The 24,107-nt window shown below is 70.5% G+C and carries 26 protein-coding genes and 1 tRNA gene; 7 read left to right on the top strand and 20 right to left on the bottom strand.

Annotation, left to right across the window (positions count from 1 at the left end; translation table 11 throughout):
* Nucleotides 1-114: 114 nt before the first annotated feature.
* Complete coding sequence (locus FV227_RS00815; protein ID WP_243935479.1) at nt 115-882, bottom strand: lytic transglycosylase domain-containing protein; 768 nt, start codon at nt 880-882, stop codon at nt 115-117.
* Nucleotides 883-1,073: 191 nt separating this feature from the next.
* Between FV227_RS00815 and FV227_RS00810 the strand changes: the two genes are divergently transcribed.
* Nucleotides 1,074-1,361, top strand: a complete 288-nt coding sequence (locus FV227_RS00810) for an MTH1187 family thiamine-binding protein (RefSeq protein ID WP_147725575.1) — start codon at nt 1,074-1,076, stop codon at nt 1,359-1,361.
* Between the two features lie 39 nt (nt 1,362-1,400).
* Here FV227_RS00810 and FV227_RS00805 read toward each other — a convergent pair whose 3' ends face one another.
* The 10 genes from FV227_RS00805 to FV227_RS00760 form a co-directional block, all read right to left on the bottom strand.
* Nucleotides 1,401-1,604 carry a hypothetical protein gene (locus FV227_RS00805; RefSeq protein WP_147725574.1) on the bottom strand — a complete coding sequence of 68 codons (204 nt, stop codon included), beginning with the start codon at nt 1,602-1,604 and terminating at the stop codon, nt 1,401-1,403.
* Nucleotides 1,605-1,966: 362 nt separating this feature from the next.
* Nucleotides 1,967-2,056, bottom strand: a tRNA-Ser gene (locus FV227_RS00800).
* A 110-nt stretch (nt 2,057-2,166) separates the two neighbouring features.
* Nucleotides 2,167-2,511, bottom strand: coding sequence for a hypothetical protein (locus tag FV227_RS00795; RefSeq protein WP_147725573.1), 345 nt, complete (start codon nt 2,509-2,511; stop codon nt 2,167-2,169).
* Nucleotides 2,512-2,750: 239 nt separating this feature from the next.
* Nucleotides 2,751-3,620: a MipA/OmpV family protein gene (locus FV227_RS00790; protein ID WP_147725572.1), complete on the bottom strand. Its 870-nt coding sequence runs from the start codon at nt 3,618-3,620 to the stop codon at nt 2,751-2,753.
* A gap of 168 nt (nt 3,621-3,788) precedes the next feature.
* Complete coding sequence (locus FV227_RS00785) at nt 3,789-5,240, bottom strand: amidase (protein WP_147725571.1); 1,452 nt, start codon at nt 5,238-5,240, stop codon at nt 3,789-3,791.
* Between the two features lie 22 nt (nt 5,241-5,262).
* Entirely contained in the window at nt 5,263-6,255 is a 993-nt protein-coding gene (locus FV227_RS00780) for an oligopeptide/dipeptide ABC transporter ATP-binding protein (RefSeq protein WP_147725570.1), read from the bottom strand.
* Nucleotides 6,252-7,232 (bottom strand): ABC transporter ATP-binding protein, encoded by a 981-nt coding sequence (locus tag FV227_RS00775; protein ID WP_147858105.1) that lies wholly within the window; start codon nt 7,230-7,232, stop codon nt 6,252-6,254. The genes FV227_RS00780 and FV227_RS00775 overlap by 4 nt, the downstream gene beginning before the upstream one ends.
* Complete coding sequence (locus FV227_RS00770) at nt 7,229-8,161, bottom strand: ABC transporter permease (RefSeq protein WP_147725568.1); 933 nt, start codon at nt 8,159-8,161, stop codon at nt 7,229-7,231. Before FV227_RS00770 ends, FV227_RS00775 begins: the two co-directional genes overlap by 4 nt.
* Nucleotides 8,158-9,135 carry an ABC transporter permease gene (locus FV227_RS00765; RefSeq protein WP_147858104.1) on the bottom strand — a complete coding sequence of 326 codons (978 nt, stop codon included), beginning with the start codon at nt 9,133-9,135 and terminating at the stop codon, nt 8,158-8,160. The genes FV227_RS00770 and FV227_RS00765 overlap by 4 nt, the downstream gene beginning before the upstream one ends.
* 24 nt (nt 9,136-9,159) lie before the next feature.
* Entirely contained in the window at nt 9,160-10,752 is a 1,593-nt protein-coding gene (locus FV227_RS00760; RefSeq protein ID WP_147725566.1) for an ABC transporter substrate-binding protein, read from the bottom strand.
* 308 nt (nt 10,753-11,060) lie between these two features.
* Here FV227_RS00760 and FV227_RS00755 point away from each other — a divergent pair, with 308 nt between their 5' ends.
* Nucleotides 11,061-11,567 (top strand): hypothetical protein, encoded by a 507-nt coding sequence (locus FV227_RS00755; protein WP_147725565.1) that lies wholly within the window; start codon nt 11,061-11,063, stop codon nt 11,565-11,567.
* Between the two features lie 25 nt (nt 11,568-11,592).
* Here the strand turns inward: FV227_RS00755 and FV227_RS00750 are convergent, their stop codons facing one another.
* From FV227_RS00750 to FV227_RS00740, 3 genes are all read right to left on the bottom strand, one after another.
* Complete coding sequence (locus FV227_RS00750; protein WP_147725564.1) at nt 11,593-11,808, bottom strand: hypothetical protein; 216 nt, start codon at nt 11,806-11,808, stop codon at nt 11,593-11,595.
* Between the two features lie 262 nt (nt 11,809-12,070).
* The gene (locus FV227_RS00745) at nt 12,071-12,799 is read right to left on the bottom strand and encodes a MarR family winged helix-turn-helix transcriptional regulator (protein ID WP_246686335.1); all 729 of its coding nucleotides are present in this window, start codon (nt 12,797-12,799) and stop codon (nt 12,071-12,073) included.
* A gap of 147 nt (nt 12,800-12,946) precedes the next feature.
* Nucleotides 12,947-13,345 carry a response regulator gene (locus FV227_RS00740; RefSeq protein ID WP_147725563.1) on the bottom strand — a complete coding sequence of 133 codons (399 nt, stop codon included), beginning with the start codon at nt 13,343-13,345 and terminating at the stop codon, nt 12,947-12,949.
* Nucleotides 13,346-13,515: 170 nt separating this feature from the next.
* On the opposite strand from FV227_RS00740, the gene FV227_RS00735 reads away from it, so the two are divergent.
* On the top strand, nt 13,516-14,085 hold the full coding sequence (locus FV227_RS00735; RefSeq protein ID WP_147858103.1) for a hypothetical protein: 570 nt from the start codon (nt 13,516-13,518) through the stop codon (nt 14,083-14,085).
* 128 nt (nt 14,086-14,213) lie between these two features.
* On the opposite strand, the gene FV227_RS00730 is transcribed toward FV227_RS00735, so the two are convergent.
* Nucleotides 14,214-15,485 carry an adenosylmethionine--8-amino-7-oxononanoate transaminase gene (locus FV227_RS00730; protein WP_147725561.1) on the bottom strand — a complete coding sequence of 424 codons (1,272 nt, stop codon included), beginning with the start codon at nt 15,483-15,485 and terminating at the stop codon, nt 14,214-14,216.
* Nucleotides 15,486-15,575: 90 nt separating this feature from the next.
* On the opposite strand from FV227_RS00730, the gene FV227_RS00725 reads away from it, so the two are divergent.
* Nucleotides 15,576-16,697 carry an aminotransferase class I/II-fold pyridoxal phosphate-dependent enzyme gene (locus FV227_RS00725; protein ID WP_147725560.1) on the top strand — a complete coding sequence of 374 codons (1,122 nt, stop codon included), beginning with the start codon at nt 15,576-15,578 and terminating at the stop codon, nt 16,695-16,697.
* Between the two features lie 6 nt (nt 16,698-16,703).
* On the opposite strand, the gene FV227_RS00720 is transcribed toward FV227_RS00725, so the two are convergent.
* From FV227_RS00720 to FV227_RS00700, 5 genes are all read right to left on the bottom strand, one after another.
* A complete protein-coding gene (locus FV227_RS00720) occupies nt 16,704-17,150 on the bottom strand; it encodes a hypothetical protein (RefSeq protein ID WP_147725559.1) in 447 nt (148 codons plus the stop codon).
* Between the two features lie 200 nt (nt 17,151-17,350).
* Nucleotides 17,351-18,223 carry a tetratricopeptide repeat protein gene (locus FV227_RS00715; protein ID WP_147725558.1) on the bottom strand — a complete coding sequence of 291 codons (873 nt, stop codon included), beginning with the start codon at nt 18,221-18,223 and terminating at the stop codon, nt 17,351-17,353.
* A gap of 274 nt (nt 18,224-18,497) precedes the next feature.
* Nucleotides 18,498-19,598, bottom strand: a complete 1,101-nt coding sequence (locus FV227_RS00710; protein WP_147725557.1) for a 5-(carboxyamino)imidazole ribonucleotide synthase — start codon at nt 19,596-19,598, stop codon at nt 18,498-18,500.
* On the bottom strand, nt 19,595-20,092 hold the full coding sequence (gene purE, locus FV227_RS00705; RefSeq protein ID WP_147725556.1) for a 5-(carboxyamino)imidazole ribonucleotide mutase: 498 nt from the start codon (nt 20,090-20,092) through the stop codon (nt 19,595-19,597). Before purE ends, FV227_RS00710 begins: the two co-directional genes overlap by 4 nt.
* A 122-nt stretch (nt 20,093-20,214) precedes the next feature.
* On the bottom strand, nt 20,215-20,433 hold the full coding sequence (locus FV227_RS00700) for a DUF465 domain-containing protein (protein WP_147725555.1): 219 nt from the start codon (nt 20,431-20,433) through the stop codon (nt 20,215-20,217).
* A gap of 157 nt (nt 20,434-20,590) precedes the next feature.
* On the opposite strand from FV227_RS00700, the gene FV227_RS00695 reads away from it, so the two are divergent.
* From FV227_RS00695 to FV227_RS00685, 3 genes are all read left to right on the top strand, one after another.
* Nucleotides 20,591-20,773 carry a DUF465 domain-containing protein gene (locus tag FV227_RS00695; RefSeq protein ID WP_147725554.1) on the top strand — a complete coding sequence of 61 codons (183 nt, stop codon included), beginning with the start codon at nt 20,591-20,593 and terminating at the stop codon, nt 20,771-20,773.
* Between the two features lie 151 nt (nt 20,774-20,924).
* Complete coding sequence (locus FV227_RS00690) at nt 20,925-22,853, top strand: AMP-binding protein (protein ID WP_147725553.1); 1,929 nt, start codon at nt 20,925-20,927, stop codon at nt 22,851-22,853.
* 103 nt (nt 22,854-22,956) lie between these two features.
* A complete protein-coding gene (locus FV227_RS00685; RefSeq protein WP_147725552.1) occupies nt 22,957-24,075 on the top strand; it encodes an NADH:flavin oxidoreductase/NADH oxidase in 1,119 nt (372 codons plus the stop codon).
* The last annotated feature ends 32 nt before the right edge of the window (nt 24,076-24,107 follow it).

Here is a 24,107-nt window from a genome sequence, read left to right as displayed (position 1 = left end):
GAGATGGCTCAGCCCGCCCGGTTTTTGTGGGGCGGCTTTATGGTTAACCGGCGACGAATCGTGGCCGTTCTCGGCCAGGGTTCGTCGCCGTGGCGGCCTGTCCGATCGCCGAGGTCAGTCCCCGTCGATCTGCCGGCCCATCAGGGCGATGGCGCGCTGGTACACTGAGGCGGCGTTCCAGCCCTGGAGCGCGGCGAAGTTGGGCTCGCCGGGCTGGTATCCGGCGCCGGCCTGCCAGCCGTGACCCTTCAGGAAGTTCGCCGTCGAGCTGAGCGCCGCGCCGACGTTGTTGAGGTCGCCGGTGCCGTAGGTCAGCACGTTCTTGGGCAGGAACTGGGTATGCCCGACCTCGCCGTGGGCCGCGCCGCGCGTGGCGGACGTGATCAGGCCGCGGTCGACCAGGGTGAGGGCCGCATAGAGCTGGTCGGTGAAGTAGGCCGAGCGGCGGCAATCGTAGGCCAGCGTCGCCACCGCGGACAGCGTGTTGACGTTGCCGCGCACCGCGCCGAACCCGGTCTCCATGCCCCAGATCGCCAGCAGCGGGCCGGGGGGAACGCCGTAGCGCTGCTCGATCTGCGCGAACAGCGCCGCGTTCTGGCGCTTGAGCGCCCGCCCGCGCGACACGATGGTGGTGGCGCCGCGCTTGGCCAGGAACTGGTCGAGCGAGAGCTTAAAGCTCTTCTGGCCGCGGTCGGCCGAGATGGTCGGCGTCGAGTAGGAGGTCTCCTGCAGGGCGGCGAGGCTCGCGGCACTCGCCCGGCCGCGGGCTTCCTCGGCGAACTGGGTCTTCCAGGCCTCGAAGCCGCTCGCCGAGTTGCCGCACTGGGCCGCCTCGGCGCCGCCGGCGAAACAGGCGAGCGCCACCGCGGCAACGGCCGCCAGGGAGGCGCGGCGCTTGGGGTCGGTCACGGAGATCTCCATCGACAGTCGGTTGGGTTGGGGGTTGGGTCGGGCTGGGAAACGCGGCACGGTTCGGCCAGAACGGCGCGGTGCCGGTTTCCTGCGGTCTGGCTCGCTATGTAGCGGGCGTTGCAGCCGGACATAACCCCGCGCCCGCCACCGAGGACAAGTTCATGAAGGTTGTTGCAGATCTGTGCATCGTGCCGATGGGCGTCGGCCCCTCGGTCTCGCCCTACGTTCGCGAGATCAAGACGATCCTGGAGACGAGCGGGCTCGACGCCGAGATGCATGCCAACGGCACCAACATCGAGGGCGAGCTCGCCGACATCTGCCGGCTGATCGAGCTGTGCGAGGAGCGGCTGAGCCAGATCGGCGTGCAGCGCGTGTTCTACACGATGGCGTTCTCGTCGCGCCGGGACAAGGCGCAATCGATGGCCGACAAGCTGACCGCGGTCTCGTAGCGCTCGGAAATCCCCACCGCGCGCGGCAACCGGGCCGGCTCAGAGATAGTGGCGGAACACCGTCTGGCCGACCGTCGACTCGTGCTCCGCCGACAGCAGGTCGGCGAGGCAGCGATAGGCCAGCAGCAGGCCGGTCGCGAGGGCGGCCAATGCCAGGAGGAGCGGGTTGGCGAGCGGCGTGACGGCGAAGGCCAGGGCCACGAGGACGACGGGAAGACGCAGGAGCCGGGTCGCGATGGTCATCTGTGCTGCCTCGCCGTCGTCGGGTCATCGAACGCACCCACGGTAGGCGCCGCGGGTTGCACGAATGTTTCCTGCGCCCGACGCAGCCGCTTCGGGGTGCTCCAGCGCACCTCGGCCCTCCGAAGCCGGAAATTTCGTGCCGAATGCGTCGGCGCGGCCCGACGAGCCCTCGTCGGGCCGGCGCATCGGCAGGATGCCATCGCGACGGCTCGGCCAGTCGTCGGAGTCGCTGTTGCTGCCCGCCCCGCCGAGACGTTGTGGATTGCCGGTATGATGCGAGACAAACGCCACGGTCGAGCGACGCTCGAGACCGAGGGCGCCGTGCCCCGGGAGACGGCGAAAAACCGAAAGTCAGCGGTCCGTGGCGGAGGGAGCGGGATTCGAACCCGCGATACCGTTTCCGGTATACACACTTTCCAGGCGTGCGCCTTCAACCACTCGGCCACCCCTCCGTGCCCGGCAAGCGTCGGCGCCGCGCATCGCGCGGGCGGCGAACGGTTCGACCGGGTGGCGTGCTGTACCCGCCGCGTCGCCCGGGTGCAAGCGGCTTGACCGCTGCGCTCTAGGAGCGTGCGCGGCGCGACACGAGCGTGGTGGTGGCGATGGCGAGGCCGGTCCCGAGCATCGCCGCGCCGCCCTTGACGACGAAATCGGCGAGGCGGCCGTGCCGGGTCAGGGTGAGACCCTGCCCGAGCTCCAGGATGGCCGCGAGGGCGACGACGCCGACGAGGACGACGAGCCATCGGCACGGATAGGCGAGGGCGAACAGCATTCCGAGCGTGCCGTAGGCGAGCGCGCGCTCGACGTTCGCGGGCGCCACGGACGGCCGCAGGTCGATCGGCGACAGGGTGACGAAGACGAGCGCGGCCACCACGAGCCAGGCCGTGACGCGGAAGAAGGATTGCATCGGGTCGTGTCGCCCGAGACCGGCCTGCGGGTCAATGCAGGCGATCGACGAGCTTGGCGTGCGGACGCGAAATCAAGTCACCGCCCGTGGGCGATCGGCCTCCATGGCTGCCGAGCCTCACTATTCTCGATGCAGGCGCCCGACGCTCCGGCCGACGCCCACGGTCGCCGGCGAGCCGCCTCGGACGTCGGTGCGGCAGGAGGGGCCGTCTGCCGGACGCGCCGACGGTCGGCGCGCGCTCAGAACCAGGACCGCGTGGCGAAGGAGTAGTCGACCTTCAGGCCGAACAGGAACTGGTCCGGGTTGCCGAACGGGCGCCGCACCAGCGGGCTGTCGCCGGAGGAGCCGAGGATGCGCGAGTAGCCGGCGTAGCCGGTATAGGCCCAGGTCGCGTCCTGGGTGTAGGTGACCGCGCCGAGCACGCCCGCGGAGAAGAAGCTGCCGGGGTCGTAGGCGGCGACGCGACCGTTCACGGCGGCCTCGTCGGCGGTGACGCCGAAGTACTTCCGCGCGTAGGAGGCGTCGCCGATGTTCAGGCGCGGTCCGATCGAGAACTGGAAGCGGTCGACCGGCAGGATGTAGTCCGCCCCGACCGAGCCGACGGTGCCGTGGTGCCCGTACACGCCCTGCCGGACTTCCACCCGCGTGCGGATCGACGGGATCGGGTAGAACTCGATGAACAGGCCCGGCTCGACGGCGAAGCGCGCATCGCGGAAGCCGAACAGGTGCCGGCGGTCGTCGCCGTAGTAGCGGCCCGGCACGAAACGCGCGGTCGGGCCGATGCGGAACACCGCGTTGTCGTAGAGCGAGAAGCTGAACCCGTCGTCGGGCGCGGAGAAGCGGCGCGGCTCGCCGGCGCGGCGCACGTCGATCGCCGGGTAGCCGATCACCGTGTAGTCCTCCGAGCCGGGATAGCGCGGCGTGAACTGGAGGTTGCCGGTCAGGGTCACGATCCAGGTGTCGGGATCGACCTGCGCGAAGGTCGGCACCGCCCGCGGCATGATCGCGCCGAGGTCGGCGGCGAGGGCCGATCCGCCGAGGCCGATCGCGAGGGGGAGGGCGAGATAAGCCGCACGCGGCTTCGAGGAGGGGCGAACCGCATTGCTCATGGCCGATCTTATAGACACGCCGAACCGCGCTCCGCCCGCGTTTCATCCCGTTGGGGCCGCAAAAACCCCGATTGTGTCCGCGCCGCAACGAACGCTTGCAACCGGCCGAACGGGTGATCGCGTCCGGTGCGTCTCAGGATTGCAGGGCTTCGGGTCGAAGGGTCGGGATCATGCCCCGAGCAGCGGCGGCGGCCGGCGCGAGACCCAGCCGGCCGCCGCGTCGTAGGCGGCGCCGAGCTGCAGGCAAGCCAGCTCGCCCTGGTTGGGGCCGACGATCTGGATGCCGGTCGGCAGCCCGCCGGGGCCGAACCCGGCCGGAACGTTCAGGGACGGCAGGCCGCTCATGGTCGCCGGGATCACCACCTGCATCCAGCGGTGATAGGTATCCATCGTGCGGCCGCCGACCTCTTTCGGCCAATCGAGGCCGATCGCGAACGGGAACACCTGCGCGCTCGGCATCACCAGGAAGTCGAAGCGCGCCATGAAGGTCCGCACGGCCTCGTACCAGGCGGTGCGGCCCTCCTGCGCCGACCTGATCTGGTCGGCGGTGAGGGCCAATCCCCGCTCGACCTCCCAGATCGCCTCGGGCTTGAGCAGGGCGCGGTGCGCCGGGTCGTCGTAGAGCGGGCGGAGGCTCGACGCATTCATCCAGGCGCGCAGCAGGACGTAGTCCTGCCACAGCCGCTCCATGTCGAAGGCGGGCCGGGCGTGCTCGACGCGGCAGCCGACCGCCTCGAAGGCCGATAGCGCCTCGACCCCGCATTCCAGCACCCCGGGATCGAAGGGCAGCTGCCCGTCGAGGTCGCCGAGCCACGCGATCCGCGTGCCGGAAAAATCGCGCTTCAGATCCTCGGCGAAGATCGCCGGATCCTGCGGGATCGAGAACGGCACGCGCGTGTCGGCGCCGGCCTGAACCGACAGCATCAGGCCGATATCGGCCGGCGAGCGGCCGATCGCGCCGGAGACGCCGAAGCCCGGCGTGAACACGTCCGGTGCGGCGATCGGGATCCTGCCGTAGCTGGTGCGCAGGCCGAACAGGTTGTTGAAGGCCGGCGGGTTGCGAAGGCTGCCGGCATGGTCGCTGCCGTCGGCCACCGGCTGCATGCGCAACGCCACCGATACCGCGGCGCCGCCGCTCGAGCCGCCCGCGGACCTGCTCTGGTCGTAGGCGTTGGCGGTGGCGCCGTAGACCGGGTTGAAGGTGTGCGAGCCGAGGCCGAATTCCGGGACGTTGGTCTTGCCGGTGAAGACCGCTCCGCCGCGGCGAAGCCGTCCCGCCATGATCGAGTCGGCCGGCGCAATCCGGTCGCGGAAGATCGGCGAGCCTTGCGTGAACGGCAGGCCGCGGACCGCATCGAAGTCCTTCACCGCCAGGGGAAACCCGTGAAGCGGGCCGGCACTCTCGCCGCGGGCGAGGCGGGCGTCGCGTTCCGCGGCTTCCGCGATCAGGCGGTCCGGATCCTGCAGCGCGACGATCGCGTTCACCGCCGGGTTCAACCGCGCGATCCGCGCGAGCGCGGCTTGCATCACCTCGACGCAGGACACCGCCTTCCGGTGGATCGCGGCGGACAGCGCGACCGCGCTCATTTCGAGGATGTCGGACGGCGCGCTGGATGTCATCGGAACTCCATCGGGCAGGCGGTCAGGTCAGCCGCCCTTCCTGATAGGCGTGGCAGGCGACGCCATCGATCAGCGCCGGCACCTCGGCCCGGCAGCGGTCGTCGGCGAAGGGGCAGCGCGGGTTGAAGCTGCAGCCCGGCGGCGGGTCGATCGGGTTGGGGATCTCGCCGGAGACCGGCGTGCGCTGCCGCCCGGTCAGGCCGATGTCGGGCACCGCGTCGAGCAGCATCCGGGTGTAGGGATGCTTCGGATGCGTGAACAGCTCGCGCCCGCCGCCGATCTCGACGACGCGGCCGAGATACATCACGCCGATCCGCGTCGCCATGTGGCGCACCACGGCGAGGTTGTGGCTGATGAACAGGTAGGTCAGCCCGAGCCGGTCCTGCAGGTCGCGCATCAGGTTGAGGATCTGTGCCTGCACCGACACGTCGAGCGCCGAGGTCGGCTCGTCGCCGACCAGGAACTCCGCTTCCGAGGCGAGCGCGCGGGCGATGGCGATGCGCTGGCGCTGCCCGCCGGAGAAGGCGTGCGGGTACTTCACCCGGTCGTCGGGATGCAGGCCGACCAGCGTGAGCAGCTCCCCGACGCGGTCGGCGATCGCCGCCTCGCCCCGGATCAGGTCGAAGGCCCGGATCGGCTCGGCGACGATCTCTCCGACACGCCAGCGCGGGTTCATCGACGCGTAGGGATCCTGGAACACCATCTGGATGCGTCGCCGCAGCCGGCGGCGGGCTGCATTCTGCGCCGGATCGGTCATCGAGACGCCGGTGATGCGGACGTCGCCCGCGCTCGGCGGAAGGAGGCCGACCACCATGCGCGCGACCGTCGACTTGCCGGAGCCGGATTCGCCGACCAGGGCGAAGGTCTCGCCGCGCTCGATCGTGAAGGCGACGCCGTCGACCGCCTTCAGCCACTGCTTCGGCTGCCGCTCGATCATCCGGTTGAGCCACGGCTTCGACACGTCGAACAGCCGTCGCAGGCCCTCGACCTCGACGTACGGCGCGGGCGCGCTCATGCCGCCACCTCGGCGCGATCGTAGAGGTGGCAGGCGACGCGGTGCCCGCCCACCGGGATCGGGTCGGGCCGCTCGACGCGGCAGCGGTCGAACACCTTCGGGCAGCGCGGGTTGAAGGCGCAGCCGGCGGGAATCGCGGTCAGGCGCGGCATCGCACCGGGGATCTGCGCCAGCCGCCCGGTCTCCTGCGTCAGCGTCGGGATCGCGCCCATCAGGCCCTTGGCGTAGGGATGCAGAGGGTCGCCGACCACGGCGCGGACCGGGCCGATCTCGGCGATGCGGCCGGAATACATCACCGCGACCCGGTCGGCCGCCTCGGCGATCACGCCCATGTCGTGGGTGATCAGCATCACGGCGGTGCCGTGATCGCGCCCGAGGCGCTTGAGCAGGGTGATGATCTGCGCCTGCACCGAGACGTCGAGCGCCGTCGTCGGCTCGTCGGCGATGATCAGCTCAGGCTCGGCCGCCAGGGCGAGGGCGATCACCACGCGCTGGCGCATGCCGCCGGAGAACTCGTGCGGATAGCCGTCGATCCGCCGCTCGGGCGCCGGGATGCCGACCTCGGCGAGCAGGTCGATCGCCCGCGTCCGCGCGGCCCTGGCCGAGAGGTCGGTATGCGTCTGCACGGTTTCGATGATCTGCCGTCCGATGCGGTAGAGCGGGTTGAGGCTGGTCAGCGGGTCCTGGAAGATCATGCCGATGCGCCGGCCCCGGATGCGGCGCAGCCGCTCGGGCGGCAGGTCGTCGATGCGTTCGCCGCCGAGCCGGATCTCGCCGCCGCTGATCCGGCCGGGCGGGTCGATCAGGCCGATCACCGCCGCGCCGGTCACCGATTTCCCGGCGCCGGATTCGCCGACGACGCCGAGGATCTCGCCGCGGGCGATGTCGAAGGACACGCCGTCGATCGCCTTCAGGATGCCGCGCCGCGTCGCGAACTCGACGCGCAGGTCGCGGACGGAGAGGACGGGTTCTGTCATTGCAGCTTCGGGTTCAGCGCGTCGCGCAGCCAGTCGCCGAGCAGGTTGATCGCCAGCACCAGCCCGGCGAGCGCCAGGCCGGGGAAGGCGACGATCCACCACTCGCCGGAGAACAGGAAGCGGTTGCCGGTGCGGATCAAAGTGCCCAGCGACGGCATGGTCTCGGGCAGGCCGGTCCCGAGGAACGACAGCGTCGCCTCGGTGATGATCGCCAGCGCGAGGTTGATCGTCGCGATGACGAAGACCGGTCCCAGCACGTTCGGCAGGACATGGCGGACCATGATCACGGGCGACGACAGCCCGATCAGGCGCCCGGCCTGGACGTAGTCCTTGTTCTTCTCGACCATCACCGAGGAACGGACGGTGCGGGCGTACTGCACCCAGAACGACAGCCCGATCGAGACGACGATCAGCCCGATGGTCGCGTTGGTGTCGAGGCCGCCGCCGGCCGCAGCCTTCGCCACGCCGTCGACGACCAGCGCGATCAGGATCGCCGGGAAGGTCAGTTGCACGTCGGCGACGCGCATGATGACCGTGTCGACGAGGCCGCCGAAGTAGCCGGCGATCAGCCCGAGCGCGAGGCCGAGGCCGCCCGAGACGAGCACGCCGAGAAGGCCGACGACGAGCGAGAGGCGCAGGCCGTAGAAGACGGCCGAGAGCACGTCGCGGCCCTGGTCGTCGGTGCCGATCAGGAACGGCGCCTGCCCCTCCGCTGACCAGATCGGCGGCAGGTTCGAGTTGATCAGGTCGAGCTCGGCCGGATCGTAGGGATTCTGCGGCGAGATCCACGGCGCGGCGATGGCGAGCGCGAAGAACAGCACCGTGACGGCGAGCGCCGCCATCGCCAGCTTCGAGCGGCGGAAGCTCGCGAAGACGTCGGAATCGAGGAACCGCGCCCAGCGCGAGGGCGTCGCGGCGAGGGCGCTCATGCGGTGCGCCCCGCCAGCCGCAGGCGCGGGTCGACGATCGTGTAGAGCACGTCGACCGCGAGGTTGATCGCCACGAAGATCGCCGCGACCAGCAGCAGGTAGGCGGCCATGATCGGGATGTCGACGTTCTGCACCGCCTGCACGAAGAGCAGGCCCATGCCCGGCCACTGGAACACCGTCTCGGTGATGATCGAGAAGGCGATCACCGAGCCGAGCTGAAGCCCGGCGATGGTGATGACCGGGACGAGGGTGTTCTTCAGCGCATGCCCGACATGGATCGAGCGGGTGGTGAGGCCGCGCGCCCGGGCGAAGCGGATGTAGTCGGCGCGCAGCACCTCCAGCATCTCGGCGCGGACGAGCCGCATGATCAGCGTCATCTGGAACAGCCCCAGGGTGATCGAGGGCAGGATCAGGGCACGGAGCCCCGAGACCGTGAGGAAGCCGGTGGTCCACCAGCCGAGGCGCACGGTGTCGCCGCGGCCGAACGACGGCAGCCAGCCGAGCGTCACCGAGAACAGGAAGATCAGCAGGATGCCGATCAGGAAGGTCGGCAGGCTGACGCCGGCGAGCGAGATCGCCAGGAAGAGCTTGGCCAGCGCCGTCTCGCGGTGCAGCGCGCAGTAGACCCCCATCAGGATCCCGACGACGAGGGCGAAGATCGTGGCGCACAGCGCCAGCTCGAGGGTCGCGGGCATCCGCTCCGCCAGCAGGTGCGAGACCGGCTGGCGGAACTGGTACGAGATCCCGAAATCGCCTCGCAGCACGTTGGCGGCGTAGCGCGCCGCCTGCACCGCGACGGAGTCGTCGAGCCCGAGGTTCCTGCGGATCTCGGCCCGCTCCGAGACCGGGGTGTCGACGCCGACGATCTGGTTCACCGGGTCGCCGGCGAAGCGGAACATCGAGAACGCGATCACCCCGACGACGGCCAGGACCACGACCGATTGCAGCAGGCGGCGGAGGATGAAGGCGAGCATCGGGTCAACCGTTCATGCCGCGCCTCAAGGCTTCTTCGACACCCAGTAGAGCAGCAGGAGGTTGTCGGGCCGCTGCGTCAGCGTCACCGTCTTCGAGACGCCCCAGGCCAGCGCCTGCTGGTGCAGCGGGATGACGGCCCAGTCCTTCTGCAGGATCTCGAAGCCCTCCTTGATCTCGGCGTCGCGCTTGGCCTGATCGGTCTCGCCCTCGACCTGGTCGGCGATGGCGTCGAGCTTGGTGTTGCAATAGCCGCCGAGGTTCCAGCCGCCGCGGCTCGACTTCGGATCGGTCCGGCAGCCGACCATCTCGTAGAGGATGTTGTGGCTGTCCTGCGACGACGGCGTCCAGCCCAGCAGGTAGAACGCGGTGTCGTAGTTCGGCGCCAGCACCTTGGCGAAGTACTTGGCCTTCGGCTGGGCGTTGAGGTTCACCTTCACGCCGACGCGGGCCAGCATCGACACGACTGCCTGGCAGATCGCCTCGTCGTTGACGTAGCGATCGTTCGGGCAATCCATCGGGACGGTGAAGCCGTCCGGGTAGCCGGCCTCGGCGAGCAGCGCCTTGGCCCGCTTCGCGTCCGTCGTCGGGCGCTTGAACTCGGCCGAGCGCGCGTAGAGCGAGGGCGCGATCATCAGGGCGGTCGGCGTCGCCTGCCCGCGCATGACGCGCTTGGCGATCGTGTCCTCGTCGATGGCGAGGTACATCGCCTCGCGCACGCGCACGTCCTTGAACGGGTTCTTGCCCTTGACGCTCGAATCCTTGAGCTCGTCGCGGACCTGATCCATTCCGAGGAAGATCGTGCGCAGCTCCGGCCCGGTCATCACCGTGGCGTTGCCGCTGGCGTTGACGCGCTGCTGATCCTGCAGCGGCACCGGGTCGATCCAGTCGACCTCGCCGCCGAGCAGGGCCGCGACGCGGGTGGCGTCGTTCGAGATCGTGGTGAACACCGCCTCGTCGAGGTTCGACTCGACCTTGCCCCAGTAGCCGGGGAACTTCTTGAAGATGGTGCGGACGCCGGGCTGGTGCTCGGTGATGACGAACGGGCCGGTGCCGTTCTCGTGCAGGGTGGCGTAGCTCGGCGACGCCGCGCTCACGGGCGAGGGCGCGACGGCGTTGTTCTTCTCCGCCCAGGCCTTCGACATGATGTACCAGGTCGAGAACTGGTAGACCGCGATCGGGTTGGGCTTCGACAGCACCATGTCGACGGTGTGGTCGTCGACCTTCACGAACTTGGCGTCGGACGGGATGTTGGTGGTGAAGCTCGATCCGGCGGCCCGGACCCGGTCGGCGGAGAACAGCACGTCGTCGGCGGTGAAGGGCGAGCCGTCGTGGAAGCTGACGTTCTTGCGCAGGTGGAAGCGCCAGCGCGTCGGCTCCGGCGTCTCCCACGATTCGGCGAGGCCGGGCGCGAGGTTGAGATCCTTGTCGCGGGTGATCAGCGCCTCATAGACCGCGGCGTGCATGCCGATCGTGAAGCTTTCCTTCAGCGAATACGGATCGAGGGACTTGATGTCGCCCTGGAAGGCGAAGCGGAAGACGTTGGCCGCCTGGGCCGGCGCCATCCCGAAGGCCAGGGCAAGGCCGGCGGCGGCCGCGAACGTCCGGATCCGTGACATCGACAAACGCAACTCCCTGAAGCGACCGGTCTCGGCGGGATCGACGACCCTTGGATGCCTAAGAAAACGGCACCGGGTCAACCGCCCGTCATATCATTCGGGATGATCCGTCGTTTCGGCGCCCGCCGCGAGGGCGCGCACGCATGGATCGCCATGCACCATGCGGGACTCGTGCCAGCGGTTGCGGATCGCCGACCGCGCCGGATCGATCTCGGCGGTGTATGACCTTTCCGAGGCCCCTCGACTCTCGATGCACCGTCGTCCACGGCTCTTCGCGCGCGCCGCGATCGGCGACGGGGGAGGTTGTCTTGAGAAACATCATTGCGACGACGGCGGTTCTTGGATTCCTTTTCGCAAACCCAGCATCCACCGCGTCGGCGAAGCCGTTCGAGCTGCCCGACACCAAGCCGATCGTGACGATCGACCTCCCGAACGCGTGGTCGCCCGAGGAAATCGAGAAGGGTGCCCAGGCGACGTCCCCGGATACGTCGATCTACGTCGCTTTCGAGGTGCAGAACCTTAAGAATCTCGAGAACGCCATCGTCGAAGGCGTGAAGTTCTTCGCCGAGAGCGGTGTGAAGATCGATCCGAAGTCGCAGAAGAAGTCCGAAGCCAAGATCAACGGCTTCGACGTGGTCGATCTCGGCTGGGACGGCGTCGACAAGGACGGCCCGACCAAGGTGAGCCTGTCGATCATCGTGCTGTCGGAGACCAAGGTCGGCATGCTGTCCTACTGGGGCTCGCCCGCCGGCGAGACGAAGTACGCGGCGCAGCTCAAGGCGATCGCCAACAGCATCCAGCCGCTCGGCCGATAGGCGACCCGCCGTCGCCGGCGCGGACCTAGCTCGCCGGGCCGGACCTGCCCTCGCGGCGGTCCGGCCCGGCGCCGCCGCACAGGTGCCGGGAATCGCCGAGCGTCCGGAAATCCTGCGTGCGCAGGTTGGTCGTCGTGAAGACCTTGCCGCGGTCGTCGCCCTTCGGGATCGAGACCGGGCAGGTCTTCACAGGATCGCCGACCTTCGCGTCCGCGACCGCCGAGACGAAGACGTAGGACACGCTTCGACGCCGTTTCCAAGCTCGACGCCGGGGCCGTCGTCGGTGTTCCTGGTCTTCGGTCGCTCCCGCGGAGCGCCGAAGCGCCTCCCGATCGCGGGAATCACCGTCGTCGCGCAGGCCCCGACCCGCCTCGGCATCGCATCGCCGGCGACGGTGGGTCCGGCAAGGCGTGCGGCGATCACGACGGCGACGGCGAGGGGAGTGGGCGTGCCCGCAGCGTATCGCCCGCGGCCATCGTGTGCAGCGGCTCCGAACGGCCGTGTCAGTGCGCCGGGATCGGGGCGAGCGCGTCGGCTTCGTCGTCGTCGGCCTCGATCTCCGCATCGGCCTCGGTCTCGTGCCCGGTCAGCCCGCCGGCCTCGGCGAGTCCCTTGGCGGCCTTGCGCAGGAGCTTGCGCAGGCGTCGCCGCTCCTTGTTGTCGAGGCCGGCGAGCAGCTCCGCTTCGACCGCGTCCCAGATGCCCTCGATCGCCTCCGCCTTGGCGAGCCCCGCCTCGGTGAGGCGCACGCGCACGATGCGGCCGTCACCGGCCTCCGCGCGCCGCTCGACGAAGCCGAGGGCGGCGAGCCGCGAGATCGTCTTCGATGCGGTCGGCGGGCGCACGCGCAAGGTCGCGGCGAGGTCGCCCATCGTCATCGTGCCGGAGGCCGCGAGCACCTGCACGACCTGCTCCTGGCCGGCGAACAGGTCGAGCGTCGCCAGCCGGTCGCCGATGCGGGCGCGATGCAGGCGCGCCGCCTGGACCAGCGCCCAGCCGACGCTCTTGGCGCCCGGCGGCTTCGATCCGGGCCGCTTCGCGGCCGCCGTTTCGGGGCTCGGAGCCGGGACCTCACCGGGGCGCTCAGCCGAGGCGTCGCGGCCCTTCCGCTTGATCCGCGCCGCGTCGGGAGAGGGCCGCCCGTCCTTCCGGTTCTTCGCCTTGCCGTTCACGGGCAGCCCCGGGTTCTCGATGACCGGCGCGGCTGCCGGGATCTCGTCCGCCGCTGACATCCCATACCCCGCGCTGCACGACCGAACACGCCGAAAATCCGGCCCCGGAAACGGGACCGGCCTCGTTCGCGGCCGGCTGTGCCTCGGGCGTGTGAAGCTGGGATGACGGTCGGGGCGGCGATCCCCTGCTCAGCAGCGCATGAGGCCTCAGCAGGGCATGAGGCGGCGGAGCTGGTCGAGGATGTCCTCGCCGCTGCACGGGCGGGCGATGAAGTGCGCGCCGGCCGGCATCCGGGCCGGGTCGGGCGCGGCGCGGCCGGAGACGATCAGGATCGGCAGCTTCGGCCGCGCCTCGGCGACGGAGCTGGCGAGGTCGAAGCCGTTGGCCTTGCCCGAAAGCTCCACGTCGGTGACGAGGCCGCAGATGTCCGGCCGCGCCTGAAGGATGCTCATCGCCCGCTCGGCCGATGCGCATTGCACCGTCTCGTAGCCGCCACCCTCGAGAACGTCGCCGAGATCCATGATTGTCAGCGCCTCGTCCTCGACGAGGAGGATCACGGGCCGGTCTTCCTGGGGACTCGTCTGCTCGCTCGTCACGATATGCATCTCCAGCGTTTTGGTCCGGGAGCGTCGCCGGGACACGCCCCCCGCCGCACCCTCATCCTGGATGTCCAACGGCAGAGGGGCGTTCCGGTTGCAGCGACGCTGGCCGGTCCTCGAAGCGTCCGTGGCAGGTCGAATGCCACCGACATCGGGTCGGAAAGTCTTTCCCGTGGATGACGGCCGAAGGTCGTCGCTCCGCCCTGCAACGATCCGCCGCCGATCCGGCGATGTCCCCGCTTCGTGCCGGCGACCCGCAGCGCGGCGTTCGGCGACACGGGCGGCTGCGATCTCTATCGCTAGGTAATCATTCCGTGATAATAGAGCGCCTCCGGATCGTCGATCTCGGCGCGGTTCCGGCCCCCGACCGCGACGACGGATCGGAGGATGCCATGCGACGGCGTGACCTCGAGCAACTTCTCCCCCTCGCCATTCTCAGCATTTCCACAGTGCTGGCCGTACGACTCGACTCGCGGCCTGGAGCGCTGGCGACCGCCGCGAGCGCCGCTTGTTCGCCTCTGATGAAATGGTGGCTGGAAACCCGGCGAATGCCATCGGCATTCGATGACGGACGGGCGATCAGGAAGAGGCCTATCATCATCGCAGCGGGTTGGACGCTCCTTCGTACGGCGATCGCCGCGCGGCCGCTCTACGACCTCGTCGCTGCGCTTGATGGTGGAGTCGCGATCGGATCGGCCGTTTGCGTTGTCTGGAGCGGCACGCTGTACTGGATCCTGAGATCGTGACGGTCAGCGCTGTACCGCCCCCCGTGCGTGCCGGCGAGATGCGACATCCGGCGCGGCCTTGAGTGGGTGGGATCCCATTCCTTCGCGAAGCACCGCCCTCCTCACCGCAGCCCGCGTCATGGTGCCCGTCAAATCGCCCTGTGCGACGCGACCCCCGTGGATACCGAGACGACGGATTCGATCAGGTGGTCGAGGTCGTCCCGGCCGATGGTCAGCGCCGGCGTCAGGTAGACGACGTCGCCGAACGGGCGCACCCAGACGCCGCGCTCCACGAGCCGCGCCTTGAGCGTCGCGAGGTCGGGCGGCTCGGCGAACTGCACCACGCCGATCGCGCCGAGCGTGCGGATGTCGGCGATGCCCGGCCGCCCACGGAGCGGTTCGAACCCCTCCGCGAGGCGCGTGCCGATCGCGTGGGCCTGCTCGAGCCGCGGCTCGCGCGCGAACAGGTCGAGGCTGGCATCGGCCGCCGCGCAGGCGAGCGGGTTCGCCATGAAGGTCGGGCCGTGCATCAGCGCGGCGCCGGGATCGTCCGACCAGAACGCGGAGAACACCTCGCTGGTGGCGATCGTGGCCGCGAGCGCCATCGTGCCGCCGGTCAGCGCCTTCGACAGGCACAGGATGTCGGGCACGATGCCGGCCTGCTCGCAGGCGAACAGCGTGCCGGTGCGGCCGAAGCCGGTGAAGATCTCGTCGACGATCAGCGGCAGGCCGTGGCGGCGGGCGAGGCGCGCGATCGTCGCCAAGACCTCGGGCGGATGCATCCGCATGCCGCCCGCACCCTGCACCAGCGGCTCGACGATCACCGCGGCGAGCTCGGTGCGGTGGCGCGCGAGGATGCCGTCGAGGGCGGCCGCCTCCGCCTCGGTCCGCGGCAGGTCGGAGAAGAGCTGGGTCGGCAGGAAGGCACCGAAGCGGCGATGCATGCCCTCCTCGGGGTCGCAGACCGACATCGCCCCGACCGTGTCGCCGTGGTAGCCGCCGCGGAACGCGAGGATGCGGGTGCGGCCGGCCTCGCCGCGGTTCAGCCAGAGCTGCACCGCCATCTTCAGGGCGACCTCGACGGCGACCGAGCCGGAATCGGCGAAGAACACGTGGTTCAGGTCGCCGGGCAGCAAGCCGACGAGCCGGCGCGCCAGACGCTCGGCCGGGGCGTGCGTCAGCCCGCCGAACATCACGTGGGGCATGGTGCCGAGCTGCTTGGAGACGGCCGCGGCGATGTGGGGATGGTTGTAGCCGTGCACCGCCGTCCACCACGAGGCGATGCCGTCGACCAGCGCCCGCCCGTCGGCGAGCACGATGCGCGAGCCGTGCGTGCGCACCGCTTCCAGCGGCGGCGCCGCATGCTTCATCTGCGTGTAGGGGCGCCACAGGGGCGCGGCGCTCGGATCGTCGGTCGGCATCCGCAGATCGATGCGGGCATGCCGCGCGACGGTCAACCGGGCGCGACGCCGGACTTGACTCCGGCCGGCGCCGCGGGGCTTTGAGGCCCGATGTCGAGCCTCGAATCCTTCGCCCGCGACAAGCTTTCCGGCCTGGATGCCGCCGCCCTCCGCCGCCGCCTGGTGCCGACGATCCGCGCCGCCGACGCGATGGCCGAGCGCGGCGCGCGCCGGCTCGTCTCGTTCTCCTGCAACGATTATCTTGGCCTGAGCCACGACCCGCGGGTGATCGCGGCCGCGCAAGCTGCCGTCGCCGCCTACGGCGCCGGCTCCGGCGGGTCGCGGCTGGTGACCGGCAACCATCCGCTGCTGACCGCGCTCGAAGCGCGGCTCGCCGCGCACAAGGGCACCGAGGCGGCGCTGGTGTTCGGCAGCGGCTACCTCGCCAACCTCGGGATCACCCCGGCGCTGGTCGGTGCGGGCGACCTCATCCTCGTCGACGAACTCGCCCATGCCTGCATGTGGGGCGGTGCGCGGATCTCGGGCGCGACGATCCTGACGTTCCGGCACAACGACCTCGCCGACCTCGGCCGCCTGCTTTCGGCGCATCGCGCGCAGCATCGCCGGGCGATGATCCTGACCGAGCGGGTGTTCAGCATGGACGGCGACCGCGCGCCGCTCGGCGACATCCTCGGGCTCGGCGACGACCACGACGCCTGGACGCTGGTGGACGACGCGCACGGGCTTGGCGTCGTCGAAGGCGGCCCGCGGGCGCCGCTGGAGATGGGCACCCTGTCGAAGTCGCTCGGCTCCTACGGCGGTTATCTCTGCGCGTCGCAGGCGGTGATCGACCTGCTCACCAGCCGCGCCCGCAGCTTCGTCTACACCACCGGGCTGCCGCCGGCCTCTGCGGCCGCCGCCCTCGAAGCCCTGGCGATCCTGGAGGCGGAGCCGGAGCGGGGTGCCAAGCCCCTGGCGCTCGCCCGCCGCTTCACCGCGCGGCTCGGATTGCCGGAGGCCGAAAGCGCCGTGGTGCCGGTGATGGTCGGCGAGGCGCAGGCCGCGCTCGCGCGCTCGGCCGCCCTCGAAGCGCAGGGCTTCCTCGTGGTGGCGATCCGGCCGCCGACCGTCCCGGCCGGCACCGCGCGGCTGCGGGTGGCGTTCTCGGCGGCGCACGACGCGGCGCAGGTGGACGCGCTGGCCGACGGCATCGCCGCCTTGCGCTCGGCGTGACTTGACCTAAGAGGCGACGGCACCCGATCGCGGCGAGGCGCCCCATGGATCGGCCGCGCCGCTCGCGCGCGACCGGGCGACGATCAGCTGGGACATGCGGATCGTCTGGCTCAGGCGATCGATCGAGTCGGAGACGGCTGCGCGCAGATGCACCGCCCGCACCATCTCGCGGCGCTGCATGGCCGACGAGACGGGAAGAAGCCGACGCCTGCTTCGGAGACCCTTGCTCAGCATCTCGCGGAACGGGACGTCCATGAGCAGGAGGCCGTCGGCATCCGTGATCTCGAAGGCGTAGGGCATCGGGTCGTGGCCGGACCGTGCCAGCTCCGCCGCCATGTCGAGGATGGCGCGGCAGACCTCGAGATACGCCGCATCGAGGTCGGCGAATTCCAGCCCGATCTCGTCGCGTTCATAACCGCTCGGGCCACGTAGATGACAGTAGAAATACGGCATCCGACGAAGTGTGACAGGTTTCGAGCGCCGGCGCCATGGGTGTTCCTCGGCCCGATGGCGGCAAAGGTCGTCAGTTTCCTGTCGCTTTCACCCTACGGTCTTGGTTATCTCGGCTGTTCGCGCGGTGGTGGTCATCGCGATCCGAAACGAAGAACGCCGCGCTCTCGCGCGGCGTTCTTCGTTCGAGCAAACCCCGGGCTTCAGTTGAACAACGAGCCGACGCCGCCCTGCACCCGGCCGAGGCCCTGGCGGGCGATCGGGTTGCTCGGGTCGATGGTGGAGGCGCGCTGGTAGTTCTCCATCGCTTCCTTCTTGCGGTTCGACTTCTCGTAGGCGAGGCCGCGATAGGCCCAGGAGGTCGCGTCCTTGTTGTTCACGTTGAGGGCCGCGTTGTAGTCCTCGATCGCCTTGTCGTACTGGTTCGTGGCGATCAGGCTCTGGCCGCGGGCGGCGTAGGGCGCGCTGACGAAGGGATTGCGGTCGATCGCGGCGTCGAAGTCGCCAATGGCGGCGGTGTTCTGGCCCTGCTTCTGCCGGACCAGGCCGCGGGCATGATACGCCTCGGCCGATTCGGGCATCAGGCGGATCGCCACGTTGAGGTCGCTCATCGCGCCGTCGAGGTCGCCCTGCGCCCGCAGCACGTTGGCGCGGCCGATATAGGCGGGGCCGTAATTCGGGTCGGAGGCGATCGCCTTGGTGAAGTCCTGCAGCGCCGCGTCGTTGCGGCCGGTCTGACGATAGGCCAGCGCGCGGTTGTTGTAGGCCGAGCCGGAATTCGGGTCGATCTGCACCGCCTTGGTGAAGTCGCCGATCGCGTCGTTGAACTGGCCCGCGCGGGCATAGGCCGCGCCGCGGGTGTTGTAGGCGGCGGCGTCGTTCGGGTTGCGCTGCACCACCTCGGTCAGCGAGGCGATGTTGACGTTGGTCGCGCCCGTGGTGTCCGCCTCGAGCACCGCGAATTGCCGCGGGCCGGCAGCGCTCCCCACGGTCTCGCAGCCGGCGAGCGCCACGCTCGCGAGCGCAGCGAGGCCGAGCAGGGCCGACCGTTGAAACCGCACGCTGTCTGACGTCATCGCCCCATTCCCCTCGGCACGGTGCTCAAGTCTGCAGCACGCCCGAACCTTGATCCACGCACCCCGAGCGGCGCGGCCGACACGGAACCGGTCCGATCCGGTCGCGTAGGCTCCGGCACGTTCGCGCATCGCGGTGAACGCCCGATTAAGCACGGGCGACGGACCCGTTGATGCGGGCCGATGTGGCGAACATATGGCTCGACTGGAAAAGACCTTGCGATCTTGGGAGCAGAGCGCACGCGAAGCATCCGCTGTTGTGCGGATGCATCGGATTTCAGGGCTCGAGGCGGGTGACGTGGCCCATCTTGCGGCCGGGCCGGGCCTCGCCCTTGCCGTAGAGGTGCAGATGCGCGCCGGGCTCGGCCAGCAGCGACCGCCAGCCCGAAACCTCGTCGCCGATGAGGTTGCGCATCTCGGCACGCAGTCCGCCGGGCCGGGACGGATCGCCGAGCGGCCAGCCGCAGACCGCGCGCACGTGCTGGGCGAACTGCGAGGTCGCGGCGCCCTCGATCGTCCAGTGCCCGGAATTGTGCACCCGCGGCGCGATCTCGTTGACGACGAGCCGCTCGCCGCTGTCGGCCTCGCGCACCAGGAACATCTCGACGGCGAGCACCCCGACATAGTCGAGGGCGTCGGCGATCGTCCTGGCGATGGCGAAGGCGGCCTGCGCCGTCTCCGGCGCGATCCTCGGCGCCGGCGCGCGGGTAACGGCCAGGATGTGGTTGCGGTGCTCGTTCTCGCACAGGTCGAAGGCGGCGAAGCTGCCGTCGGCCGAGCGCGCGGCCACCACCGAGACCTCGCGCTCGAACGCGACGAAGCCTTCGAGGATCAGCGCCGCGCCGCCGAACTCGGCGAAGATCGCGTTGCGATCCGATTCGGCCTCCGTCCGGATGATGCGCTGGCCCTTGCCGTCGTAGCCGAAGCGGCGGGTCTTCAGCACCGCCGGGCGGCCGATGGCGTCGAGCGCGCGGGCGAAGTCGTCCGGCGTGTCGACGGCGCGGAACGGCGCCGTCGGGATGCCGAGGCGGTTGATGAAGTCCTTCTCCGACAGCCGGTCCTGCGTCGTCGCCAGCGCCGAGGCGCTCGGGTGGAGCGGCGCATGCGCCGCCAGCAGGTCGGCGGTCTCGCGCGGGATGTTCTCGAACTCGTAGGTGACCACGTCGACGCTCCGCGCGAAGCGCGCCAGCGCCTCGGAGTCGTCGTAGGCCGCGCAGGTGTTCGCGGCCGCGACGTCGAAGGCCGGGCTGTCGGCGTCGGGGCAGTAGACGTGGACCTTAAGGCCGAGATTCGCCGCCGCGAGCGCGATCATGCGGCCGAGTTGGCCGCCCCCGACGATGCCGAGGGTGCTGCCGGGCGCGATGGTCTTCGTGGTCACGGGGTCTCGGTCTCCGGCCGTTCGGCGACGGATGCAGTCTGGGCCGCGCGCCACGCATCGAGGCGGGCGGCGAGGTCGGCATCGGACAGCGCGAGCACGGCGGCCGCCAGGAGCGCGGCGTTGACCGCGCCGGCCCGGCCGATCGCCAGCGTCCCCACCGGAATGCCGGCCGGCATCTGCACGATCGAGAGCAGGCTGTCCTGTCCTGACAGCGCCTTGGATTCGACCGGCACGCCGAAGACCGGAAGGCTCGTCATCGCGGCGGCCATGCCGGGCAGATGCGCGGCACCGCCGGCGCCCGCGATCACCACCTGGAAGCCGGCTGCCCTCGCGCCCTTGGCGAAGGCCACCAGACGGTCCGGCGTGCGATGCGCCGAGACGATGCGCGCGTCATGGGCGACGCCGAGCGCGTCGAGCGTCTCGGCGGCGTGCCGCATGGTCGCCCAGTCGGACTGGCTGCCCATGATGATCGCGACCGCAGGCGCCGGCACCATCCGTGTCAAACCCATTCTCTGCGCGAAGGAAGCCCGTGAGCCCGAATCCGCCGCTGGCAAGCTCGCCGCTTACAGGCGTGGGCCCGACGCGGCAAGGCGAGGCGCGGCGGCATCCACCGGCATCAGGCGATGATGTCGGGGGTGATCTGGTCCTCGACGAAGGCGATCCGGTCGCGCAGCGTGAGCTTGCGCTTCTTCAGCCGCTGGATCTGCAGCTGATCGCCGGCGACGTTGCGCTCGAGGGCGTCGATCGCGTCGTCGAGGTCGCGGTGCTCCTGCCTCAGCCGCGCCAGCTCGACGTCCAGTTCGGACTGCTCATCCGGGACCAACTCAACCGTCATCGTCGCCTTCGAAACCCGCCGCGTGCCTGGAGCGAGCATGCGTCAGGCACGCCCGAGCGGCAAGCATTCGTGAGGCATAGGCTGAGGATTGCCTTCGACAGCCGGCTCGACATGTGCGAGATTCGACCGGTCGGAACGATGACAGGAGACACGACTCATGTCGCTGCAGACGCATCTGAGCCAGCTCACCCGGAAGCACGAAGCCCTCGAACGGGAAATCCACCAGGCGACGCTGAGGCCGTCCGAGGACGACCTTCGCATCGCGGAGCTGAAGCGGCGAAAGCTTCTCCTGAAGGACGAGATCAACCGGTTGCAGGCCGACGTCGACACGCTGCACTGACGCGCCTGATCCCCAGCACGGCACCGAGGTCCGCCGCGCCGTCCCTGACGGCGCGGCTTTTTTGTGCTGTCCGCCGATCCTGCGGCGAGCGCGAGTCTGCTAGGCTCGCCCCGTAAGGCGCCCCGTGAAGAGGTCGCCCCGAGGAGCCGCCATGCCGACCGACCCCTCCGCCGATGCGCCGTCGCGCTATGCCGACGTGCACGCCGCCGCGATGCGCGATCCCGAGGGGTTCTGGCTCGACGCGGCGCGGGCGATCGATTGGGCGACCCGGCCGACGCGGGCCTTCGACACCGCCTCCGGCCCCTACGGCCGCTGGTTCCCGGACGGATCGCTGAACGCCTGCTGGAACGCGGTCGACCGCCACGTCGCGGCCGGCCGGGCCGACCAGGTCGCGATCCGGTACGATTCGCCGGTGACCGGGACCAAGCGCGCGATCACCTACGTGGAGCTGCTCCGCGAGGTCTCCGCCCTGGCGGCGGTGCTCGGCGACCTCGGAGTGGTGCGCGGCGACCGGGTGATCCTCTACATGCCGATGGTGCCCGAAGCCCTGTTCGGCATGCTGGCCTGCGCCCGGATCGGCGCGGTGCATTCGGTGGTGTTCGGCGGGTTCGCCGCCAACGAGCTCGCCGTCCGGATCGAGGACGCGGCGCCGAAGGTGGTGCTCGCCGCCTCCTGCGGCATCGAGCCGAGCCGGGTGGTCGCCTACAAGCCGCTGCTCGACGCGGCGCTCGCCGCGGCCAAGCACAAGCCCGCCGCCTGCCTGATCCTCCAGCGTCCGCAAGCGGCCGCGAGCCTCGTCGAGGGGCGCGACCGCGACTGGGCCGAGGCGGTCGCCGCGGCCTCGGGACGGTCGACGGACTGCGTCGCGATGGCGGCGACCGACCCGCTCTACGTGCTCTACACCTCCGGCACGACGGGCAAGCCCAAGGGCGTGGTGCGCGACACCGGCGGATACCTCGTGGCGCTGGCCTGGTCGATGCCGAACCTCTACGGCGTCCAGCCCGGCGAGACCTACTTCTGCGCCTCCGACATCGGCTGGGTGGTCGGGCATTCCTACATCGTCTACGCGCCGCTCCTGCACGGCTGCACCACGGTGCTCTACGAAGGCAAGCCGGTCGGTACCCCCGATCCCGGCGCGTTCTGGCGGGTCGTCGCCGAGACCGGGACCGTCTGCCTGTTCACCGCGCCGACCGCGCTGCGGGCGATCAAGAAGGAAGACCCGAAGGGCACCCACGTCGCCGGCCACGACCTCTCTCGCTTCCGCACCCTGTTCCTGGCCGGCGAGCGCGCCGACCCGGATTCGGTCGCCTGGGCCGAGCGGGTGCTCGACCGGCCCGTCATCGACCATTGGTGGCAGACCGAGACCGGCTGGCCGATCGCCGGCAACCCGGTCGGCCTCGGGATGCTGCCGGTCAAGCACGGCAGCACCTGCGTGCCGATGCCGGGCTACGACGTGCAGGTGCTCGACGAGGGCGGCAAGCCGGTGCCCGCCGGCACGATGGGCACCATCGCGATTCGCCTGCCGCTGCCGCCGGGCTGCCTGCCGACCCTGTGGGGCTCCGACGCCCGGATGCGCACGAGCTACCTTGAGACCTTCCCGGGCTGGTACGACACCTCGGACGCGGGCGTGATCGACGCCGACGGCTACATCACCGTGCTCGGGCGGACCGACGACATCATCAACGTCGCCGGCCACCGCCTCTCCACCGGCGGGATGGAGGCGGTGCTCTCCGCCCACCCCGACGTCGCCGAATGCGCCGTCATCGGCATCCGCGACGCGCTCAAGGGCGAGGCGCCCTGCGGCTTCGTCGTGCTCAAGGCCCAGGTCGCGCGCGATCCGGCGGAGATCGAGCGTGAGCTCGTCGCCAAGGTCCGCGACGAGATCGGGCCCGTGGCCGCGTTCAAGCTGGCGCTGACGGTCCAGCGGCTGCCGAAGACGCGCTCGGGCAAGATCCTGCGCGCCACGATGAAGCGCATCGCCGACCACGAGCCCTGGACCATGCCGGCGACCATCGACGATGCCGGCGTGCTCGACGAGATCGGCGAGAGCCTGAAGGCCCGCGGGATCGGGGAGGGGTGAGCCGCCCCCTGCTACGGCGCGAAGGGCCGGCATGAGGCGGCGAGCTGGCGTCCGTCCCGAGAGTGCGGCACACAGCCGATGCCCCCGCAACCCGGAGTTGCCGATGACCGCCCGCCTGTTCGAACCGCTGACGCTCGACGACCTGACGCTGGAGAACCGCATCCTGATCGCGCCGATGTGCCAGTACTCGGCCCGCGACGGCGAGGCGACCGACTGGCACATGATGCATCTCGGCCAGCTCGCGATGTCGGGCGCCGGGCTGCTGACGCTGGAGGCGACGGCGGTGTCGCCCGAGGCGCGGATCACCGCGTGGGACCTCGGGCTGTACTCCGACGGCTGCGAGCGCGCGCTCGGTCGGGTTCTGGCGGCGATCCGCGAGTACGCGCCGATCCCGGTCTGCATCCAGATCGCCCATGCCGGCCGCAAGGCGTCGAGCCGAGCGCCCTGGGACGGCGGCCAGCAGATCGCGCCGGATCATCCCTACGGCTGGCGCACCGAAGCCCCGTCCGCCCTGGCACACGGCGACGGCGAGGTGGCCCCGCACGCCCTCGACGGCGCGGACCTCAAGCGCATCCGCGACGACTTCGTCGCGACCGCCAAGCGCGCGGTGCGCCTCGGGATCGAGGCGTTCGAGCTGCACGGCGCCCACGGCTACCTGCTGCACCAGTTCCTCTCGCCGTTGGCCAACCAGCGCACCGACGCCTACGGCGGCAGCCTCGAGAACCGGATGCGGTTCCCGCTCGAGCTGTTCGAGGCGGTGCGGGCGGTGGTGCCCGCAGGCCATCCGGTGTGGATGCGGGTCTCGGCGACCGACTGGGTCGAGGACGGCTGGGACCTCGAGGAGACCGTGGAGCTCGGCCAGCGCCTGAAGCGCGCCGGCGCCCCCGCGATCCACGTCTCGACCGGCGGCGTCTCGCCGAAGCAGGCGATCAAGCTCGGGCCTGGCTACCAGGTGCCCTATGCCGAGCGGATCAAGGCCGAGACCGGGCTCGCCACCATCGCCGTCGGGCTGATCACCGAAGCGGACCAGGCCGAGGCGATCCTCGCCGAGGGCCGGGCGGACGCGATCTCGCTCGCGCGCGCCCTGCTCTACGATCCGCGCTGGCCCTGGCACGCGGCGGCCGCGCTCGGCGAGACGGTGCGCGCGCCCAAGCAGTACTGGCGCTCGCAGCCCCGCGAGCACAAGGACCTGTTCAAGGATCCGACCTTCGGCCAGCGTTGATCGCACCTATACCTGGGCCTGGGCCCGAGCCT

The organism is Methylobacterium sp. WL119 (genome assembly GCF_008039875.1).
Taxonomy (GTDB): Bacteria; Pseudomonadota; Alphaproteobacteria; order Rhizobiales; family Beijerinckiaceae; genus Methylobacterium.
The sequence above is the reverse complement of the archived record's forward strand: the minus strand, read 5'-3'. Positions and strand labels throughout refer to the sequence as shown.

What these genes read in the sequence shown, in the direction of transcription:
- FV227_RS00810 (WP_147725575.1), top strand. Translation starts at nt 1,074, where the DNA reads ATGAAGGTTGTTGCAGATCTGTGCATCGTGCCGATGGGCGTCGGCCCC.
- FV227_RS00805 (WP_147725574.1), bottom strand. Translation starts at nt 1,604, where the DNA reads ATGACCATCGCGACCCGGCTCCTGCGTCTTCCCGTCGTCCTCGTGGCC.
- FV227_RS00795 (WP_147725573.1), bottom strand. Translation starts at nt 2,511, where the DNA reads ATGCAATCCTTCTTCCGCGTCACGGCCTGGCTCGTGGTGGCCGCGCTC.
- FV227_RS00790 (WP_147725572.1), bottom strand. Translation starts at nt 3,620, where the DNA reads ATGAGCAATGCGGTTCGCCCCTCCTCGAAGCCGCGTGCGGCTTATCTC.
- FV227_RS00785 (WP_147725571.1), bottom strand. Translation starts at nt 5,240, where the DNA reads ATGACATCCAGCGCGCCGTCCGACATCCTCGAAATGAGCGCGGTCGCG.
- FV227_RS00780 (WP_147725570.1), bottom strand. Translation starts at nt 6,255, where the DNA reads ATGAGCGCGCCCGCGCCGTACGTCGAGGTCGAGGGCCTGCGACGGCTG.
- FV227_RS00775 (WP_147858105.1), bottom strand. Translation starts at nt 7,232, where the DNA reads ATGACAGAACCCGTCCTCTCCGTCCGCGACCTGCGCGTCGAGTTCGCG.
- FV227_RS00770 (WP_147725568.1), bottom strand. Translation starts at nt 8,161, where the DNA reads ATGAGCGCCCTCGCCGCGACGCCCTCGCGCTGGGCGCGGTTCCTCGAT.
- FV227_RS00765 (WP_147858104.1), bottom strand. Translation starts at nt 9,135, where the DNA reads ATGCTCGCCTTCATCCTCCGCCGCCTGCTGCAATCGGTCGTGGTCCTG.
- FV227_RS00760 (WP_147725566.1), bottom strand. Translation starts at nt 10,752, where the DNA reads ATGTCACGGATCCGGACGTTCGCGGCCGCCGCCGGCCTTGCCCTGGCC.
- FV227_RS00745 (WP_246686335.1), bottom strand. Translation starts at nt 12,799, where the DNA reads ATGTCAGCGGCGGACGAGATCCCGGCAGCCGCGCCGGTCATCGAGAAC.
- FV227_RS00740 (WP_147725563.1), bottom strand. Translation starts at nt 13,345, where the DNA reads ATGCATATCGTGACGAGCGAGCAGACGAGTCCCCAGGAAGACCGGCCC.
- FV227_RS00735 (WP_147858103.1), top strand. Translation starts at nt 13,516, where the DNA reads ATGACGGCCGAAGGTCGTCGCTCCGCCCTGCAACGATCCGCCGCCGAT.
- FV227_RS00730 (WP_147725561.1), bottom strand. Translation starts at nt 15,485, where the DNA reads ATGCCGACCGACGATCCGAGCGCCGCGCCCCTGTGGCGCCCCTACACG.
- FV227_RS00725 (WP_147725560.1), top strand. Translation starts at nt 15,576, where the DNA reads ATGTCGAGCCTCGAATCCTTCGCCCGCGACAAGCTTTCCGGCCTGGAT.
- FV227_RS00720 (WP_147725559.1), bottom strand. Translation starts at nt 17,150, where the DNA reads ATGCCGTATTTCTACTGTCATCTACGTGGCCCGAGCGGTTATGAACGC.
- FV227_RS00715 (WP_147725558.1), bottom strand. Translation starts at nt 18,223, where the DNA reads ATGACGTCAGACAGCGTGCGGTTTCAACGGTCGGCCCTGCTCGGCCTC.
- purE (WP_147725556.1), bottom strand. Translation starts at nt 20,092, where the DNA reads ATGGTGCCGGCGCCTGCGGTCGCGATCATCATGGGCAGCCAGTCCGAC.
- FV227_RS00700 (WP_147725555.1), bottom strand. Translation starts at nt 20,433, where the DNA reads ATGACGGTTGAGTTGGTCCCGGATGAGCAGTCCGAACTGGACGTCGAG.
- FV227_RS00695 (WP_147725554.1), top strand. Translation starts at nt 20,591, where the DNA reads ATGTCGCTGCAGACGCATCTGAGCCAGCTCACCCGGAAGCACGAAGCC.
- FV227_RS00690 (WP_147725553.1), top strand. Translation starts at nt 20,925, where the DNA reads ATGCCGACCGACCCCTCCGCCGATGCGCCGTCGCGCTATGCCGACGTG.
- FV227_RS00685 (WP_147725552.1), top strand. Translation starts at nt 22,957, where the DNA reads ATGACCGCCCGCCTGTTCGAACCGCTGACGCTCGACGACCTGACGCTG.